Annotated in this window: 14 protein-coding genes and 2 pseudogenes; 10 read left to right on the forward strand and 6 right to left on the reverse strand. The window is 65.3% G+C overall.

Translation table 11 applies throughout. The features are described 5' to 3' along the window. Window positions 1–652: 652 nt before the first annotated feature. Genes PV761_RS22960 through PV761_RS22975 form a run of 4 tightly spaced genes read left to right on the forward strand, consistent with a single transcriptional unit; the run spans window position 653 to window position 7,437 of the window. Window positions 653–2,095, forward strand: a complete 1,443-nt coding sequence (locus PV761_RS22960) for a DUF3375 domain-containing protein (protein ID WP_347899865.1) — start codon at window positions 653–655, stop codon at window positions 2,093–2,095. Then, the gene (locus PV761_RS22965; RefSeq protein WP_347899866.1) at window positions 2,092–2,739 is read left to right on the forward strand and encodes a DUF4194 domain-containing protein; all 648 of its coding nucleotides are present in this window, start codon (window positions 2,092–2,094) and stop codon (window positions 2,737–2,739) included. The genes PV761_RS22960 and PV761_RS22965 overlap by 4 nt, the downstream gene beginning before the upstream one ends. Beyond that, the gene (locus PV761_RS22970) at window positions 2,736–6,140 is read left to right on the forward strand and encodes an ATP-binding protein (protein ID WP_347899867.1); all 3,405 of its coding nucleotides are present in this window, start codon (window positions 2,736–2,738) and stop codon (window positions 6,138–6,140) included. Before PV761_RS22965 ends, PV761_RS22970 begins: the two co-directional genes overlap by 4 nt. After that, on the forward strand, window positions 6,130–7,437 hold the full coding sequence (locus PV761_RS22975) for a Wadjet anti-phage system protein JetD domain-containing protein (protein ID WP_347899868.1): 1,308 nt from the start codon (window positions 6,130–6,132) through the stop codon (window positions 7,435–7,437). Before PV761_RS22970 ends, PV761_RS22975 begins: the two co-directional genes overlap by 11 nt. Here the strand turns inward: PV761_RS22975 and PV761_RS22980 are convergent. Next, window positions 7,434–7,526 (reverse strand): annotated as a pseudogene (locus PV761_RS22980) (ZIP family zinc transporter); the annotation flags it as partial. The gene PV761_RS22975 and the pseudogene PV761_RS22980 overlap by 4 nt on opposite strands. A gap of 283 nt (window positions 7,527–7,809) precedes the next feature. Here PV761_RS22980 and PV761_RS22985 point away from each other — a divergent pair. After that, a pseudogene (locus PV761_RS22985) lies at window positions 7,810–9,053 on the forward strand (NAD(P)/FAD-dependent oxidoreductase). 18 nt (window positions 9,054–9,071) lie between these two features. On the opposite strand, the gene PV761_RS22990 reads toward PV761_RS22985, so the two are convergent. The 3 genes from PV761_RS22990 to PV761_RS23000 all read right to left on the reverse strand — a co-directional run bounded on the left by PV761_RS22990 (window position 9,072) and on the right by PV761_RS23000 (window position 10,849). Further along, the gene (locus PV761_RS22990) at window positions 9,072–9,860 is read right to left on the reverse strand and encodes a hypothetical protein (RefSeq protein WP_347899869.1); all 789 of its coding nucleotides are present in this window, start codon (window positions 9,858–9,860) and stop codon (window positions 9,072–9,074) included. Window positions 9,861–9,899: 39 nt separating this feature from the next. Continuing rightward, entirely contained in the window at window positions 9,900–10,166 is a 267-nt protein-coding gene (locus PV761_RS22995) for a hypothetical protein (protein WP_347899870.1), read from the reverse strand. A 188-nt stretch (window positions 10,167–10,354) separates the two neighbouring features. Beyond that, window positions 10,355–10,849: a hypothetical protein gene (locus PV761_RS23000; protein ID WP_028272189.1), complete on the reverse strand. Its 495-nt coding sequence runs from the start codon at window positions 10,847–10,849 to the stop codon at window positions 10,355–10,357. Window positions 10,850–11,140: 291 nt separating this feature from the next. On the opposite strand from PV761_RS23000, the gene PV761_RS23005 reads away from it, so the two are divergent. Continuing rightward, window positions 11,141–12,169 carry a Gfo/Idh/MocA family oxidoreductase gene (locus PV761_RS23005; protein WP_347899871.1) on the forward strand — a complete coding sequence of 343 codons (1,029 nt, stop codon included), beginning with the start codon at window positions 11,141–11,143 and terminating at the stop codon, window positions 12,167–12,169. 14 nt (window positions 12,170–12,183) lie between these two features. Here the strand turns inward: PV761_RS23005 and PV761_RS23010 are convergent, their stop codons facing one another. After that, window positions 12,184–13,815: an alkaline phosphatase D family protein gene (locus PV761_RS23010; RefSeq protein ID WP_347899872.1), complete on the reverse strand. Its 1,632-nt coding sequence runs from the start codon at window positions 13,813–13,815 to the stop codon at window positions 12,184–12,186. A 97-nt stretch (window positions 13,816–13,912) separates the two neighbouring features. Between PV761_RS23010 and PV761_RS23015 the strand changes: the two genes are divergently transcribed. Both PV761_RS23015 and PV761_RS23020 read left to right on the forward strand, forming a co-directional pair. Beyond that, window positions 13,913–14,218, forward strand: a complete 306-nt coding sequence (locus tag PV761_RS23015; RefSeq protein ID WP_347899873.1) for a DUF1905 domain-containing protein — start codon at window positions 13,913–13,915, stop codon at window positions 14,216–14,218. A 134-nt stretch (window positions 14,219–14,352) separates the two neighbouring features. Then, complete coding sequence (locus tag PV761_RS23020) at window positions 14,353–14,700, forward strand: hypothetical protein (protein WP_347899874.1); 348 nt, start codon at window positions 14,353–14,355, stop codon at window positions 14,698–14,700. A gap of 104 nt (window positions 14,701–14,804) precedes the next feature. Here PV761_RS23020 and PV761_RS23025 read toward each other — a convergent pair whose 3' ends face one another. Further along, window positions 14,805–14,966 (reverse strand): hypothetical protein, encoded by a 162-nt coding sequence (locus PV761_RS23025; RefSeq protein WP_347899875.1) that lies wholly within the window; start codon window positions 14,964–14,966, stop codon window positions 14,805–14,807. 118 nt (window positions 14,967–15,084) lie between these two features. Between PV761_RS23025 and PV761_RS23030 the strand changes: the two genes are divergently transcribed. Both PV761_RS23030 and PV761_RS23035 read left to right on the forward strand, forming a co-directional pair. After that, window positions 15,085–16,887: an SARP family transcriptional regulator gene (locus PV761_RS23030; protein ID WP_347899876.1), complete on the forward strand. Its 1,803-nt coding sequence runs from the start codon at window positions 15,085–15,087 to the stop codon at window positions 16,885–16,887. 397 nt (window positions 16,888–17,284) lie between these two features. After that, window positions 17,285–17,764, forward strand: coding sequence for a hypothetical protein (locus PV761_RS23035; RefSeq protein WP_347899877.1), 480 nt, complete (start codon window positions 17,285–17,287; stop codon window positions 17,762–17,764). Window positions 17,765–17,902 lie beyond the last annotated feature (138 nt).

Raw genomic sequence — 17,902 nt, forward strand, 5'->3', positions numbered from 1 at the left:
AAAAAATTGGTATCAACAAACTTGGCACACTATTGAGTTCTCAAACAACAGACACACCCGGCACCACCACAACCAGACCAACAGGCCATTCAGTCGCGGATCGCTCCGGAGCAACTTTCCAAACTTACCCGATCCCGGACCGCTATGCAAACCGGCGTTTCCGCCACCCACAAGCACCACAGGAAGAATCCCCACCCGGTTTCCGCACGCCAGTAAAGACGCCGTTTTTCAGGCCATTCAGAAGGGGGTCGGTCGCTATCTTTCCGCATCAGCGGCGGCGACTCGAATTACTTTACACGACCAGAGGACCCCGCACAAATCCACCCGCACACCACACCCACACCACCAAAACCCCGCAAACACACGGAAACCCACCCGTCCCCGCCGCCCCGAAAGGCCAAGTGGCCGGCGTCGGACTTTTATGGAGTGGGTCACACCCGGCTATCTGTCCCCCGGCAGCGCCTGACGTTCTGGTGCCTGCGACGACGAACTGCTCGCGGCCGCCGTGGACGCCGCCCTCAACGTCATATTCCCGAGCACATAGCCGGAACAATCCAAGCGTCAGTAGGGGCACCCACTTCACTTCTCCTCGTCGTCCGTGGTGGCATGTAACTTAGGCATTAGCCGCAGCACCCGACTACTGCAGGGACCGATGGACTACTACGCAATCAACGCACTGCGTGAGAACCACGCAGGATGGTCGCTGCTCCGCGCCCAGAACGCCCCGCTCGCAATCTCTTTCTTCATGGTGGCGTTCACCGGTCCCAACCAGCGGGATATCGGCCGCCAGGACCTCATCGACACACTCGACGATGTGCTGTTCGGGCTACGCGAAACTTACGGCGAGGACAAGTTCCCGCGCCAGGCGTCCGAGTACCTGGATGACTGGGCTGCCCCGGAGCGGGCATGGCTGCGGAAGTACTACGTTCCCGGGCAGGACGAACCGCGCTACGACCTCACTGCCACGGCGGAGGACGTGGTCCGCTGGGTAGAAAGCCTGCGCGGCCGGGACTTCGTGGCCACTCAATCGCGGCTCACCAGTATCTTCGCGGTGCTGCAGGACCTGGTCAGGCAGTCCGAGACGGACCCGGAAGTGCGGCTCGCCGAGCTCCAGCGCCAGCGGGACGGGATCGACGCCGAGATGCAGCGGATCCGCGACGGCCACGTCAGGGTGATGAGCGGCCCGGAGGCGCTGGACCACTTCCAGCAGCTCACTACCCTGGCCAAGGACCTGCTGTCGGACTTCCGCGAGGTCGAGCAGAACTTCCGGAAGCTGGACCGGCAGGTGCGTGAGCAGATCGCCACTTGGGACGGCACCCAAGGCGAATTGTTGGCGTCGATCTTCGCCAACCAGCAGGACATCAGCGGCTCCATTCAAGGGCGCACTTTCCAGGGCTTCTGGGACTACCTCATGTCCCCTCAGCTGCGCACCGAACTGCGGGACCTGCTGCAGCGGGCCACGCAGATCGATGCCCTCGCCAAGCTGGACAACCTCCACGCTGTGGTGAACCTGCATCAGGACTGGCTGCCCGCCGTCGAACAGACCCAGGCCACGGTCCGGCAACTGTCCCAGCAGATGCGCCGGCTGCTGGATGACAAAGTGTTCTTGGAGAACAAACGCATCATGCAGCTGGTCCGCAGCATCGAAGCCGGTGCCCTCGCCACCCGCAACGAACCACCTCCGGGGGTCTTTATGGAAATCGCCGCCCAATCAGTCGACGTCGCACTCCCCTTCGAACGTCCCCTGTATGAGCCCAGCCGTCGGATCATGGTGGACGACGTCGTGGTGGCGGCGAACGACGTTGAAGTGGACGCCGGGGCGCTGTTCAGCCAGTTCCATGTGGACACCGAAAGGCTCAAATCCAACATCGACGCAGTACTCGCCGAAGCAGAACAGGCCACGTTGGGCGAGGTCACCGGCGCCTACCCCATTTCCCAGGGCCTGGCCGAGATCGTGGCCTACTTCCAGCTGGCCACGGAATCGGACTGGGCATCCATCAACCCGCAGCAGGACCAGCAACTTTCCTGGCAACTCCCGGACGGCAGCACCCGGGAAGCCACCGTTGAGCAGATCATTTTCGTGAGGCCAGCATGAACTCCACAGACGCAACCGAAACGCACGCGCCCGAAGAACTGCCCGGCGTCGTCACCAAGCTTTTCAAAGGCGTGGTGTACGCCGAATCGGACGAGAAGTTCTGGCAGTCGCTGCTGGGGCTGTCCTCCCACGTCCGGGACTACGTCGCCGTCCTGGGCCTGGACCTCATTCTGGACGAATCCGAGGGGTATGCGTTCCTGAAATCGCGCGAAGACCCGGACGGCACACTCCCCCGGCTGATACCCCGGCGTCCCCTGACCTTCAACGTAAGCATCCTCTTGGCACTGCTGCGTGGCCGGATGCTTGAATTCGACACCAACAGCAGCGAGCTCCGCCTGATCATGACCGAGCAGGACATCGCGGACATGGTCTCCGTGTTCCTGCCGGAATCCAGCAACGAGGCCCGGATCCTGGACCAGCTCGGCGCCAACATCAAGAAGGTGGTGGAACTGGGCTTCCTGCGCAAGCTCCGCAACCAGCCCGGCACCTACGAGGTGGCCCGCATCCTCAAGGCCTACGTGGACGCCCAATGGCTGGAAGAATTCGACGTGCGGCTGGCCGACTATCGCTCCTCCCTCGCCGGAGCCGGCACCGAAGCCAGCGCCAACTCCGGAGTCCGCTCGACGGAAGGGGAACGCCCGTGACCACGCAGTTGAACGACCAGCAGGACATGCTGTTCAGCCTCGATGAAAAAGCGGACGACGCCGGCACTCCCCCGGGGTTCCGGCTGCACCGCCTGGAGCTACTCAACTGGGGCACCTTCCACCGGGAGGTGCGGATTTTCCGTCTGGACGGATCCAACAGCCTGCTGACCGGCGACATCGGTTCGGGTAAGTCCACGGTGGTGGACGCAATCACAACACTGCTGCTGCCAGCCAACAGAATCGAATACAACAAGGCCGCGGGTGCGCAGAAGAAGGAACGCACCCTCATGTCCTATGTCCGCGGCTTTCACAAGAGCACCCGCAGCACCGGCGGCGAGTACTCCAAGCCGGTAGCGTTGCGCGGAACCGGCAAGCTCACCGTGGTGCTCGGAATCTTCCACAACGCCGTTCTCGGCAAATCGGTCACCCTCGCCATCACGCTGTGGGCAACCCAGGAGGCCGGGCAGCCCAACCGATTCTACTCGCTGACGGAAGGCGAGCAGTCGATCGCCGGGGACTTCGCCAACTTCGGCCAGGACCCTGCGAAGCTGAAGAAGCAGCTCCGGGCAGCGGGTGCGTCCATCCATGACGCGTTCGAGCCCTACGCCGCGGCGTTCAAGCGGCAGTTCGGCATCAGCGGCAACCAGGCCATGGAGCTGTTCCACCGCACGGTGTCCATGAAGCAGGTGGAGAACATCACCAGCTTCGTGCGCACCAATATGCTGGAGGAAGACGACGTCCAGGCCCGGATCGGCAACCTCATCCACCACTTCGACGACCTGAAGAAAGCACATGACGCAGTCCTCCGGGCCAAAGACCAGGTCGCCCTGCTGACCCCGATCACGGAGGGCGCCGCCCAGCATGCCAGTCTCAGCGCCGCCGACGAATTCGCGCGCCGGCAGCGGGACCAGCTGCACCCCTGGTTCACGGACCGGAAGCTCCAGCTCAGCCTCGAGCATCAGGATGAACTGCACAGCACCGGGGTCCGGCTTCAGGAGGACGGCGGCAAGCTGGCCACCGAAATCACCCAGCTCCGGCTGGACCTGGCCGCCGTGAAGGAGGACATCCGCACGAATGGCGGGGGACGCCTGGCTGCGATTGAGGCCGAAGCCGCGCGGCTGGGCGAGGAGTCACGGTCGCAGCGTGCACGGTTCGAGAGGTACGCCGAAGCGGCCACGGACTTGGGCCTGCAGCCGCCAGCGGATCGGGTCCTCTTCGACGCCAACCGTGCCAGGCTCGCCGCCGTCGAACAAGAGCTCGGCACCAAAGCCGAGGCGCTGCAGGACAGCCGCACGGAACTCACCGTAAAGCGCCAGGTACTGAACGGGCGCGCCACCGACATCGCCGCGGAGCTGACAAGCCTGCAGTCCCGCCCCAACCTGCTGCCGCGCCCCCAGCTGGAGCTCCGCCGTCGGCTGTGCGACGGAACCGGTATCCGGGAATCCGAGCTGCCCTACGCCGGCGAGCTCCTGCGCGTCCGTGACGGTGAATCGGCATGGGAAGGCGCAGCCGAGCGAACGCTTCGCGGCTTCGCGCTCTCGCTTCTGGTTCCGTCGGAGCACTACGCCGCCGTGAGCGGCTGGGTGGACGGAAACAACCTGCGCGGCCGGCTAGTGTATCTGAAGATCGGCGAGTCTTACGCGCCAAGGCCGGCGGAAACGGGGACTCTGGCCGCAAAAATCGCCATCAAGCAGGGAACGCCGTTTCGCGATTTCCTGCTTGATGAACTTGGCAGCCGCTTTGACTACTACTGCTGCGACACTTTGGAGGACTTCCGCCGCCGCGCCAAATCCCTCACCGTCAACGGCCAGATCAAGGGCGGGCGCGGCCGGCACGAAAAGGATGACCGACAAGACCTCTCGGACCGGCGCAACTATGTCCTCGGCTGGGACAACCACGACAAGATTAGCCGCTTCCGCGCCGAACAGGACGACGTCCAGGGCCAGCTCAGCGTGCTGGCGGGCCAGCTTACCCGGGTCAACCAATCCCTGGGGGCTATCGGCCGGCAGAACCAGCAGCTGGGCATTATGGGTTCCGTGTCGGACTTCGCCGAGATCAGCTGGCAGCTCACCGCGCGCCGCATTGAGGACCTCAAAGCGGAGAAGGCGCAGCTCGAATCCACCAGCGATGTGCTCCGGCAGCTCACGGCGAAGCAAACCGAGATTTCCGGGAAGCTGGACCGCCTTCAAACGCGGGCCGACGACGTCCAGCGACGGATCGGCTCCAACGAAGGCGCCGCAAAGGACATCGTGGAGGCGATCGCGGACTGCCGCGACGTCCTCAAGGAAACCCCGTTGACGGACGACGGCGACGTGCTGGCTGCCCTTGCCACGCTGACCGACGCGGAACTCGCCGGCAAAACGCTCACCTACAAGAACACCGGCACCGCGGAAAGTGCGGTCAGGTCCGGTCTGACAGACACCATCGATGCGCTCTCGAAACAGATTGGACGAGCCGCGGAGAAGACCGTCCGGCTCATGGCCGAGTTCCGGAACCAGTATCCGAACGAGACGGTGGAAATCGACGCCGCCCTCGAGGCAGCCGGTGACTTCGCCAAGCTACTGGAGCAGCTGGTCAGCAACGACCTCCCCCGGTTCGAAGCCCACTTCAAGGAATCCCTGAACCAAAACACGATTCACGAGGTGGTGGCGTTCAACGCGTTCCTGGACAGCCGCCGCCAGGACATCGTGAACCGAATCGGCGAAATCAACCTCTCCCTCGCCGGGATCGAGTACAACTCCGGCCGGCACATCCAGCTGGAGCACCAGAACACCACTGACCTGGACGTCCGGCAGTTCGGGATGGACCTGCGGGCTTGTTCCGAGGGCACCATCGGCGATGATGACCAGTATTCCGAGCAGAAGTACCTGCAGGTTGCCCGCCTGATCGAACGGTTCCGCGGCCGGGACGGCTTCACCACCCTCGATGAGCGCTGGACGGCCAAGGTTACGGACGTCCGGAACTGGTTCACGTTCTCCGCCTCGGAGAAGTGGACTGAGACCGGCGAGGAATTTGAGCACTTCACAGACTCGGGCGGAAAATCCGGCGGGCAGAAAGAGAAGCTCGCCTACACCATCCTGGCCGCGGCCCTGGCGTTCCAGTTCGGTCTAGCGTCCGGCAGGGGCACTGGAAAGAACGCCGGCAGCGGGCGGAGCTTTCGGTTCGTGGTGATAGACGAGGCGTTCGGCCGCGGCTCCGATGAGTCCGCGCGGTACGGGCTGGAGCTGTTCCAGCGGATGAAGCTACAGCTGCTGATCGTTACTCCGTTGCAGAAGATCCATGTGATCGAGCCGTTCGTGTCACACGTCGGATTCGTCGCGAACATCAACGGCGATGATTCGCAGCTGCGAAACATGACCATTCAGGAGTACCGGGACGAACGGGACCGGCGTGCCGGCTGACGCACCGGGTAAGCGGACCGGGGGCTGGACCACCTTGGCCACGTTGCGGGCCCAATCGCTGAAAGCCTGGGACAGCGGGGCGTTGTTGCGGGAGCTGCTGGACCCCACCGGCGCCTATCCGCGCCGCCGCCCGCTGAAACATCCGACTGCGGCTGGCCTCCGGACGGAGTACGCCGCCGCGCAGGCGTGGGCCGCCGAGCTGTTTGCCGCGGCGGGGCCCTTCACTCTGGAGACCGCCGACGTGGGGCGGACCACCATAGGGTCAAACCGGCTGCCCGCGGGTGCGGTGTTCACGACGGCCGACGACGAGATCGCCTTTGTTGGCAAGACCCGCTACGCGGCGCAATTCCGCGAGCTCGTGGTCGGGTTGTCGGCCGTGGATCCGGGACTTCGGCAGTGGGCGTGGAAGCGACCGCTACAGCTTCTGGCGGTGGGGGACGCTGCGCTGACAGCCGGGCGGGTGGCTGTCTGGCTCCACGAGAATCCCGCCCCCGGAATTTACGTGCGTCAGTTGAGCCTGCCCGGCGTGCACACCAAGTTCCTGGAAACGCACCGGCGGGTTGTCGACGAGATGGCCGCGGCCCTGAAGAGGGGCGTTTACGGCTCCGATCGAGTGGACGGCGCTGCGGAACCGGCGGTGGAACCAGAGAACGCTGCCCGCATCGACGCAGAACCGGGCGATGCCGTGCTCGGCAACGCATCCGCACGCACACCGGCGGCGCGTTTTGCCGCACGCCACGGCTTCGTTCACCCGCCCGAGCTGATTCGTTTCCGGCTGCTGGACCCGGCGATGCGGCTTTGCGGCGAGGCCCGCGACCTCACGCTGACCGCGGAGGCCTTCCGCACGTTGCGCCTGCCGGTGCATACGGTGGTCATTACCGAAAACCTCGTGAACTTCCTCGCCTTGCCGGACCGGCCGGGTGCCATGGCCCTTTTCGGTGCAGGCTACGGATTTTCCGCATTGCGGGACGCGGACTGGCTGCAGCATAGCTACGTCCTCTACTGGGGCGATCTGGACACCCATGGCTTCCGGATCCTGGACCAGCTGCGGGCAGCCCATCCGCATGTTGCCAGCGTCCTGATGGACCGGGCCACGTTGCTGGAACACAGGGACGCCTGGGGCTCGGAACCCTCACCTGTTAGAGCCGAGCTGGCAAGACTGACACCGGACGAGTTAGCTCTGTATCAGTCGCTGTCGGACGGCGAATTCGGGGCAGCCGTCCGCTTGGAGCAGGAGCTCATCGGCTGGGACTGGGCACTTGAACGGCTCAATCCGCTTGGGAGTTGGGCCCCCTAGCCGCCCACGTGGTGGATGGTGAACGCGGACAGGAAACCCACGGAGGCCACCAGGCCGGTGAGGTTGTGGTGTTCTTCGAAGGCCTCGGGACGCGAGTGCGGAGATGAGGACGCCCGGCTACAAAAACAGATAGTGCCGGACGCTGAGCCGTCCGGACACCTCCAGCATTGTTGCAGACTGCGGCGGCAAACGAGATCTCAGCCGCTGTACCGGCGGAAAAATTACGTACGACGCCGGGCCGCCGGCTTGCGCTGCCGGCATGAAGGCCGCTGTCCAGGCGCCATCCAAGCCTCCCGTCAGCCACTTCCCGGCCCATTCCGGAGCGCACCGTCACCCCCTTGAAACCTGCCCCGCCGGGCGTATGGTTTTTGCATGGGACCGATGCTGGACACCCTTGTTATCGGAGCCGGGCAGGCGGGCCTGGCCACTAGCTACTGGCTGGACCGGACCGGCGTCGAACATCAATTACTGGACCGGCGTACCGCCCTCGGCGGCGCCTGGCAGGACCGCTGGGACGCGTTCTGCCTCAACACACCGAACTTCTCACTGACGCTGCCGGGCATGCCGTACGAGGGCCCCACACCGGAGGCCTTTATGCCCCGGAACGACCTCATCGAATACTTCCGGCGTTATGCGGAGACCATCGGCGCGCCGGTTCGGACCGGCACTGACGTCACGCGCATCGCAGCGGCGGAGGACGGCGGCTTCAACGTGGAGACATCCCAGGGCGCCTGGCGGGCACGCCACGTGGTGCTGGCCACCGGCGGCTACCAGAAACCGAAAATCCCCGCGCTAACGCACACTTCCCGGGCCACATCCTGCAGCTGCATACCGACAGCTACCGCAATCCGGAGCAATTGCCGGACGGGGCTGTCCTGATCGTGGGGACAGGACAGTCGGGCGGGCAGATCGCGGAGGAACTGCTCGCCGTCGGCCGGGAAATCCATCTGGCGGTGTCCGCCTGCCCGGAAGCGCCCCGCCGGTACCGCGGCCAGGACCTTCTCTTCTGGATGATGCACCTCGCCGAGCACGGGCCCAAGTACGGGCTTAACGGCCTCACCGTGGGGCAGCTGCCCTCCCCCGCCGCGCGCTTCATGTGCAACCCGCTGGTTTCCGGCGCTGACGGCGGCCACGATATCCACCTGCGCGACCTCGGCCGCCAGGGCGTCCGTCTGCACGGCCATCTGGAAGGAGCCGACGACGGCGAACTCACCTTCAGCGACGACCTTCCGGAGCGCCTGGGCGTTGTTGAGCGCACGTTCTACCAGCGCATGAAGCCCATGTTCGATGCCTACATTGCCGCTGCCGGGATGACGGCGCCGGAAGCTGACCCGCCCCGCAAGGACGGCTGGCTGCCGTCCGAACCGGCACGGCTGAACCTCGAAGCTGCGAACATCACGTCAGTCATCTGGGCCACCGGCTACCGGCTGGACTTCGGCATCCTGGACATCCCGGTGCTGGACGAATGGAACTACCCGCGGCACCTCCGCGGCGTCACCGAGCACCCCGGCCTGTACGCCGTGGGGCTGCCGTGGCTGACCGGACATGGTTCGTCGATCGTGGCAGGCGTGGGTCTCGACGCCAAGTACATTGCGGAGCACATCGCGGCCAGCTGAAGCCGCCGCAGACGCGGGCTATCCGGCGCAGAGCCCGTCGAAGTCCACCGCCGCGGCCAGCCCGGCCGAGCTGAACCATTCCTTGGCCCACGCCTGGACCGACGGCAGGGCAAGCTGCTCGGCCACGAGTTCCGGCGGCCCGTCGAACACGGACTGCCCCGCTTCCAGTTGCTCCCCCGTACCGCTTCCGGCAAGCAGCCCGAACAGGGCCGGCTGGTCCACGAAAGGAAGTGTCCCGCCGTCGCCATCGGTCAGGACGCCCCAGCGCGAGGTGAACAGCGAAAAGTCCTCGGGACGGTCGCCGAGGTCAAGCGCGAGCGGGCAGGCGTCGCCGTCGAGCTGTATCCGCCGGTAGTTGGGCTCCGTTTCGTCCAACGCCAGCAGCTGGAGTTCGTCCAGCCACGAAACCCACACGGTGGTGGACTCCCCCGGCCGGGGGTACGGTGCGGCGGCGATGTAGCCGGCCCGGCTCACGTGGGCGGAGTGGCCCACCGCGATATTGCCGAGCTGCCCGCGGACCAGGGGCAGGACCGGGCTGACCGGCTGGTGGTAGGCGGCGAACTTCCGCCGCATCACGTCGGTGCTGGCATTCGAGCCGATGGAGACCACCAGGGAGCGGGACTCCAGCGGCGCAGCCTTGGCGTCCGCAAGTGCTTCATTCAGGTCCGCCAGGTCCAGGGTCAGGAAGCCGTCACGGCCCATAACGCCCGAGGTCTCGGGCGGATCCCACGGATAGAGCAGCGGGTCGAGCCTGCCGGAGCCATCGGCGTCCGTCAGTCCGGTACCCGGTTCTCCGTTCAGTCCCATGGGCTGCCTTCCTCGTAATCCGGGAACGTGCGGCCGGCGTCAGTCGCCCATGCCGGGGTGGACGGGGACAAACTCGATCTTGTTTCCCGAGCTGGTTTTCTTCTTCGGCGACCGCGAGAAGCCCTTCGCGTCCAGGTGGTTCCGGGCGCGGAACTCGGCCAAGGCGTTGTCATAGGCCTTGTTGAGCCTGCCGCCGGAGAGTTCCTCCGTGGTGCCGTCGGCAAAGGTGACGGCGATCCGGACTTTTTCCGGGAAGTGCCGGCTCATCCTGATAAAGCCGTCGGCATCCTGCTGGAGATTCATCAAAGTGTGGTCCGCTTTCGTGGTGGTGTGACTTCCAGTGTCCCGCACTTTTGGACGGGGCGGGGCGTCACCCGAGCAAATAGCACCCGACGACGGCGCGGACGGCCGGGTTAACAACCCAAGACCCGGCTGGGGGAACCGGGCCTTGGGCGTTGCGGGGAGCCGGCGCAGCAGCTCCCCCGGGAAGGGCGTCAGTTCGACATTGAAGTGACGCCGCTGGTGTACCAGCCGGTGTACGGCGACCACACGCCGTTGCTGCCTTCCTGGAAGCTGACCTTCTGGTAGATCTCCTCGTTGCCGATCTCGCCGTCCACCAGCGTGCGGACGTTGTGGATGGTCACGGTTCCGCTGTACTGGTTCAGGTGGCGGCTGAACGTGGAGGTGCCCAGGTGGTCGTCGCCGTTGGGCCAGTCGTCTTCCTCCCAGCGCTGCTGGGTGATGTTGACGTAGCGGTCCGTGCTGCAGCGGACCTGGATCTGGTAGTCCACCAGCTTCACGCCCGCGGAGTTGTGGCCGGCGAACACGGGCCGGAGCGGGGTGACCGTGCAGGCGTAGTTGGTGCCGGCTGCCTGGGCCGGGGCTGCAAGGGCGAACGGTGCCGCCACCGCCCCGAGTCCGATGGCGGTCAGCAGGGCCACCTTGCGGCGGACGGTGTGGGACTTCTTGGTGGTGGGTGCGTCGGACATGAAGGTACTCCTGAGGGGAAAGATGCGAGTGGATGAGGCGTGCCGCCCGTTGATTCCGGGCTTGGATTGAGGCTTCGGTTTCGCCGGTATTTCCCGCGCGTTCCGATGTATCCATGGTGAATCCGGGCACCCCTCCCGCACTTCCGTGCTAGCACGGTTTCTACTCGCCGGTACGTAAATTCCCGGACTCCTCATCTCCCAGACCTTTCCCACTCGAGGCACTTTGTTCTAACATAAGGACAAAGTACGCCACGCGCGAACAAACACCCTCACGGGGACGAAGGAGATCTTGTGAAACTTGGACTCGTTGGATTCGGCTTCGGCGGGCGGATCTTCCACGCTCCTTTCATCACGGCCGCGGAAGGGGTGGAACTGGCGGGCATCGTGACCCGCTCCCCCGCCCGCCGTGCGCAGGCCGCGGAGGAGTACCCGGGCGTGCCGCTCTACGATTCCCTCACCGACCTGCTGTCCGCCGGCGTGGATGCAGTAGTCATCACCACGCCCCCGGAGACGCGCCGCGAGCTGGTGCTCGAGGCGGTTGCGGCCGGAGTGCACGTGGTGGCGGACAAGCCGTTCGCACCGAACGCCGGGGTGGGACGCGAACTGGTGAAGGCGGCCGCGGACGCCGGCGTGATCCTCAACGTGTTCCACAACCGCCGCTGGGACACGGACATCCGGACTCTTCGCTCCGTGGTGGACTCCGGCGCAGTGGGCAAGGTGGCACGGTTCGAGTCCCGCTTCGACCTCGACCAGCCGGACACCCTCGAAGCCGGCCCCGCGGGCGGACTGCTGCGCGACCTGGGCAGCCACCTGGTGGACCAGGCACTGTGGCTCTTCGGCCCGGCCGCCAGCGTCTATGCCACGCTCGATTGGGTGGACCTGGACGCCGGGCGCACCGACTCGGGTTTCTTTGTGACCGTCGCGCACCGGAACGGAGTGAAGTCCCACGTATCCGCCACCAAGAGCAACCGCCTGGTCGCGCGGGAACTGCGGCTGCTCGGTTCCGCGGGAAGCTACGTGTCCCAGCAGTCCGACGTCCAGGCCCTGGCGGCAATGGCCGGCAAACGCCCGGCGGACGATCCCGCAGCGTGGGGTTACGAAGAGGAGAGCCGCTGGGGAACGCTGACGACGGCGGCCGGCCAGGTCCGCGTGCCGTCTGAGCAGGGCGCCTATCAGGCCTACTACGAGCAGTTCGCGCTGGCCGTTGCCGGCAAGGGGCCCGAACCTGTCCCCGGCGCCGAGGCTGTCCACACGCTCGAGGTCCTCGACGCCGCCCGGCTCAGCGACGCGGAAGGGCGGTCGGTGGACATCGCGGACTGACCGGGGGTGAAACCCTACCGCTCCGGCTGAAGCTCCTTGCGCCAGAGAACCGTGCCGTTGGCGTTGCGGAGGCTGACGGTGAAGACGTCGTCCTCGTTGAGGTCCACGTGGCCGAAGAACTGGTTTTCGCCGGTGCGAGGTGACTGGTTGGCGTAGGCGCCGGTCTTGTAGAACACTCTCTCGGGGCCGAAGGTGCCGTCGAGCTCCCCCGGGCCAAAGCTGCCCGCGTTGATAGGGCCGGCCACGAATTCCCAGAACGGATCGAAGTCGGCGAAGCCTGCGCGCTCGGGCGAGTAGTGGTGGGCGGCGCAGTAGTGGACGTCCGCGGTCAACCACACCACGTTTTTAACCCGGTTGCGCTTTAATGCGGAGAGCACCCCTGCGATCTCAAGTTCCTTGCCCAAGGGTGCGCCGGCGTCGCGGTTGGCCAGGGATTCCTGGTTCACCGGGCCGTCGGGGACGATCAGTCCCAGCGGGAGATCGGCGGAGATGACCTTCCAAGTGGCCTTGGACTTGCTGACCTCGCGGATGAGCCAGTCGGCCTGTTCTTGGCCCAGGATGTGGGTGAGGTGCGTTTCCTTGCCGTCGGTGTTGGGGTCCTTGAAGGTGCGCATATCCAGGCAGAAAACGTCCAGCTGGGGACCACGGGAGACCTTGCGGTAAATGCGGGCGGGTTCGAAGCCGGTGCTGCCGTCGCCGATCCGGGTGCTGAGGCCGTAGACGGGCTGGTATTCCTGCCAGGCCTGGCGCCCGCGCGCTGCGAGGACATCAATGCGGCGTTCGGTGTAGCGGGCGTCGGTGATGATTTCGCCTGGGTACCAGTTGTTATGGGTTTCGTGGTCGTCCCACTGGGCGATCACCGGTACCTCGGCGTACATGGCGCTGACGTTGCGGTCCATCAGGTTGTAGCGGTGCCGGCCGCGGAACTCGTTGAGGGTTTCGGCCACCTTGGAAACTTCCTCGGTGACGAGGTTGCGCCAGATCTGCCCGTCGGGCTCGGTGACCTGCGCGGCGATGGGGCCGTCGGCGTAGATGGTGTCGCCGGAGTGGATGAAGAAGTCCGGCTTGGTGGCGCGCATGGCCGCGTAGCCGCGCATGCCGCCGATCTCCTCGTTGATGCCCCAGCCCTGGCCGGCGGTGTCGCCGGTCCAGACGAAGCTCTGTTTGCGGGACGCGCGGCCGCTGCTGAGCAATCCCTGACTGGGCGCGGTGCTGAAGGAGCCCTGCGCGGTTTCGCCGGCGTTGCCGTCAGCGTCCTCGAAGTGCAGGGTGAGCGCGAAGCGGGTGCCGGCCGGGAGGTGCTCGGCGTTGATCCGGGAGGTGAAGTCGGTGGCTTCGCTGCCGGCGCTCCCCCGCAGCACACGCTGGAAGGCGCTGCCGCCGCGGAGCGGCACACCATCCTCGTCCACGGCGAGCAGGTTGGCCACCAGCCGTCCGGGGCCTGACGCGCGGGACCACAGGACGCCGGAATCGGCGGTCACATCGCCGGTGGCGATACCGGACGGGAGGGTGAGTCGGTTGCGGACCAGCGCGACGCCGGCCGGGCTGGTGGCGTGCGCGGCTGAGGCTGCGGCGGGCACGACGGCGGCAGCACCGGCGGCGGCAAGGGCACTTTTGAGGACATCTCGGCGGGTGAAAGCAGTCATGCTGCTTATCGTTGCGGCGGCGGGTGAACCGATCATGGCGGGGGTGTTAACCGCCGGTGGGGCTTGCCGGAACCCCTGCTGGTGCCATACTCAAATCGTGACTGCGACGTACTCGTTCCGTGGTGAGCTGTGGCTCTACCCCGATGCATCCGGGTGGCACTTCATCACGCTGCCGCCGGACCTGGCGGACGAGATCAAGGACGAGGCCGCTCCCTTCCGCAAGGGATTCGGCTCGGTGAAGGTCACGGCGTCGATCGCGGGCAACAGCTGGGCCACGTCGATCTTCCCGGAGAGCAAGAGCCAGTCGTACGTCCTCCCGGTCAAGAAGGCCATCCGGACCGCGGCCGGCATCCGCGCTGGAGATGATGTGGACGTGGAGCTAGTCCTGGAGTTCGAGGGCTGATCCTGCTGCCGATGGCTGCAGCCATCCAAAGCCTCTGTACCGCGTCTTTCCGCAGGACTAGCATGCAGGTGCACAGCCGCGGTTGGACTCCCCCGCCGCATCAGGGCTGAAGCAACTGCGTGGAAGGACCTGTCATGGAATGCATCACCTGGTTCGCGCCGATTCTGCCCGGGAAACTGGACGAGTGGAAGTCTCTCATCGAGGAGATAGAGGGCCCCCGCAAGGAGGACCACCGGCGTTCCCGCGAGCGGATGGGCCTGACCCGGGAAGTCGTCAGCCTCATGCAAACCCCGCAGGGGGACTTTGCCTGCCTGTTCCACGAAGCCGAGGATCTGGCCAAATCCTTCCAGACCGCCGCGAACTCGGACGATCCGCACGATCAATGGTTCGGGGAGAAGATCCAGGCAATTCACGGCATCACCCCTGAGATGCTGCGGGCCCCCCTCCCTGCGTCTCTTGTTTTTGATTACAAGGCCGGCTGATACGCCGCGAACGTCGGAAGCAGCGCACGACGGCGGGAGGCCGGCATCGATTGCCGGCCTCCCGCCGTCGTACTTATCTTAAGTGGTGACGCTGTCGGACCCGGCTAGATCCGCGGCGATGCGTATGGCGCACTGGGAAGGTTGCCTGCCGTCCACGGCGCAGTGGAGCGGATGTCAGGCAGGTGGCCGCGGCCGTCGGTCAGGACGGCGCGGACGGTGACGCTAAAAACCCAGAGTCCAAGAAGCAGGATGCCGATCAGTTCCATGGTGTTGCACCTCGGTTGAGTGTGTGCGGATTGGGTGATTTCAGTGTGTCCGGCCGGCGTGTGAGCAAACGTGTGAGCCCCGCAGACGCCGGAGAGCCTGCGGCGTACCATGAGCCGTATGGCCGAGAACTGGATTCGGCTCCTCGGTCCGCCCCGGATCGAGTCCCCCGGCGCAACTCCCCTGCAGCCCAGGGGCCGCAAGGCCTGGGCGGTGCTGGCCTACCTCGCGCTGCAGGCGGACGGCACCGGCCGCTCCCGCACGGCATCGCTGCTCTTCCCGGATGCCGAAGACCCCCTGGGCGCCCTCCGCTGGAACCTGTCCGAGCTGCGCCGGACGCTCGACGGCGTGACGGTGGCCGGCGATCCCCTGCGGCTGATACTTCAACCGCCGTGGCGCTGCGATGCGCTGGAAATGGTCGATTCCGCCGGCGTTCCGGGCGTTGATCCGCGACGCTTCGACGGCCAACTGCTGGAAGGGCTGACCTTCGCCGATTCCCCGGTCTTTGACTCGTGGCTGGCGGACCAGCGCTACCGACTGGACAACGTCGTCCAGTCCCTTCTTTACGAGGCAGCGCTGGCGGCCCTCGCGTCGGGCGCTCCCGGCCAGGCGGCGGAGCTGGCATCACTGGCGCTGCAGCGCGATCCCTTCCACGCGGACAGCAACGCTGTCCTCGTCAAAGCGCTCGTGGCCCTCGGCGAGCACCGCCATGCCCGCGAGCACGTCACCAAGTGCGGGAACCTCTACCGCGAGGAGCTGGGGCTGCCGCTGCCCGCGGAAATCCGGCGGGCGCTGTCCGATGCGGCTCCGGAGGCGGACCCCGGGATGCCGGCCACCGCAGCGACGGTGAGGTCCTATCTCGACGCCGGCGGCGCGTCACTCTGGGCCGGCGCCGTGGACCCTGGGCTCGATCAGCTGCGGCTCGCGGTGGTCCTCGCCCAGCGCACCGGCGACGCCCACCTGATCGCCGAATCCCTGGTGACCCTGTCCGGCGCCCTGATCCACCAGGCGGGCGGTCGCGGTGCGGAGGTGGCTGACTTCCTGCACCGCGCGCTGCAGGCGGAAGGGTCCGACGGCGCCTCCCGGACTGCCGCCGCGGCGTACCGCGAACTGGGCTACTTGTCCGTGCAGCGCGGTGTTCCGGACCGTGCCGCCGGGTGGCTGGACCGGGCGCTGCGAGCCGCTGAAGGATTCCCCGACGAGCAGGCGAGGGTCCTGGCGATCCAGGGGATGCTGGCCTCCGATACGGCGAGGTATGGGGAGGCGGTGACTGCGCTGACCAAATCCGGCGAGATGGCCAAAGCGATCGGGAACCGCCGGCAGCAGGCGTTCAGCGAGGCACTGCTCGGCAGGGTGCACCTGCTCCGCGGAGAACTGGACCAGGCAGCGGCATGCCTGGACCGGGCGCTCGTCTGGATTGCGGAGGAGCACTGGACGGCGTTCGAGCCGTTCGTGGACGGGGTCCGGGGCGAGACCTACCTGGCTGGCGGAAAGCTGGAGGAAGCCGCGGCCATGATCGACCGGTCCTGGGTGATGGCCGATCTGGCCGGTGACCACTGCTACATGGCCTTGGCGGCCGGTGCCGAGGCGCGGCTGTTCCTCGCTCACGGCGACCTGGCCGCCGCCGAGCACTGGATAGACCGGGGGCTGGAGCCCAAGCCGTGGTACCTCTGGTACTCGGCCCGGCTGCTTGATACGGCGGCGGAAGTGGCCATGGCAATGGACTCGCCGCGGGCGTCAAAGTTCGTGGAGAAGCTCGCCGAGCTGGCCAGCCGGAGCGGAATGCGGGAGTTCACTGTACGGGCGCAGTCCCACCGTGCAGTGCTGGGTGATGAGGTGGCCGCGCAGGCCGTGCCGTGGCTCGCGAAGGAGATCGAGAATCCCGCCTTGGAGGCGTTCCTGGCTGCACGGGCTCAGCTATAGGCTCTCACGGCTGCGTGTTCGATGAGGGCAAGAATGCCGTTTTGCAATTTAGTCATATATTTATGCTGTTAAAGAAGTAAACAAGCGAGTGACGGAGTCATCCCCCGAGCAATTAGTCGACTGACTCAAAAAAGTTCTTTTCTAAAATCGCAGAAATAACTTCCCGTACTGTCCAGCGAGGCGCTAATATCCTGCATCTAGGCATTATTCAACGAGGTTGATGCTGAGAGTTGACACTTACTTATTGGTAAGCCGAGTGGGCGAATTTTCCTGGGATGACTCATTCGCGTTGTTTTCAGTAGAGAACAACGCATTAATTGAATGTCCGGCCTGACAGTGCGCAGAAAATAAATGGAATGGAATGCGCACCTTCCCAACTCATTGAAGGGGATTACTCATGAAAAAAATTCTTGCATTACCGCTTCTACTGGTAGCCCTGATTGCTGGTTCCGGCACAGCACTTGCCGCGCCTCCCACATCCGGCGATGAGACCGCCACGCTGCAGGGAGGTATCTTCTGCAATTTCGACGTCACCTACACGCTTACCGGCAAGACGAAAACGATCACCAACGGGAACGTGACAACGGTAACGTCGCCGGGCCAAAAGATAACCCTGACCAATGACGAGACAGACAAATCTGTCAGTTACGTTATTACCGGCGTTCGCCGGCAAGTGGATGTGGACGCGGCGCAAGATTACCGGGAGGTCGTCGTCACCGGCAGAAACATCGTTGTCAATGGCCCGGATTCAACGAAGCAAGGTATCTACGTGCTGGTCGGCGACTTCAACTACGCGATCTACACGGATCCTTTCTCGGAAAAGAGGGTCTTCAGCGGAGCTGGCCAAGTAATCGATGTCTGTGCTGCGCTGAGCTGATTTCCTCCGCGCGGGATGGCGTTTTCGCACCCAAAAACGTGGACATTAGTACGTCCCGACATAATCGAGTAGGTGGGTCGGGTTTCCCGACCCACCTCTCACACCACCGTACGTGCGGGCCTCGCATACGGCGGTTCG

This window comes from Arthrobacter sp. CC3, assembly GCF_039907775.1.
GTDB lineage: Bacteria > Actinomycetota > Actinomycetes > Actinomycetales > Micrococcaceae > Arthrobacter.

Bases quoted from the DNA above. Each gene is read 5' to 3' on its own strand.
- PV761_RS22960 (WP_347899865.1), top strand. From the start codon at position 653: ATGGACTACTACGCAATCAACGCACTGCGTGAGAACCACGCAGGATGG.
- PV761_RS22965 (WP_347899866.1), top strand. From the start codon at position 2,092: ATGAACTCCACAGACGCAACCGAAACGCACGCGCCCGAAGAACTGCCC.
- PV761_RS22990 (WP_347899869.1), bottom strand. From the start codon at position 9,860: ATGGGACTGAACGGAGAACCGGGTACCGGACTGACGGACGCCGATGGC.
- PV761_RS23000 (WP_028272189.1), bottom strand. From the start codon at position 10,849: ATGTCCGACGCACCCACCACCAAGAAGTCCCACACCGTCCGCCGCAAG.
- PV761_RS23010 (WP_347899872.1), bottom strand. From the start codon at position 13,815: ATGACTGCTTTCACCCGCCGAGATGTCCTCAAAAGTGCCCTTGCCGCC.
- PV761_RS23020 (WP_347899874.1), top strand. From the start codon at position 14,353: ATGGAATGCATCACCTGGTTCGCGCCGATTCTGCCCGGGAAACTGGAC.
- PV761_RS23025 (WP_347899875.1), bottom strand. From the start codon at position 14,966: ATGGAACTGATCGGCATCCTGCTTCTTGGACTCTGGGTTTTTAGCGTC.
- PV761_RS23030 (WP_347899876.1), top strand. From the start codon at position 15,085: ATGGCCGAGAACTGGATTCGGCTCCTCGGTCCGCCCCGGATCGAGTCC.
- PV761_RS23035 (WP_347899877.1), top strand. From the start codon at position 17,285: ATGAAAAAAATTCTTGCATTACCGCTTCTACTGGTAGCCCTGATTGCT.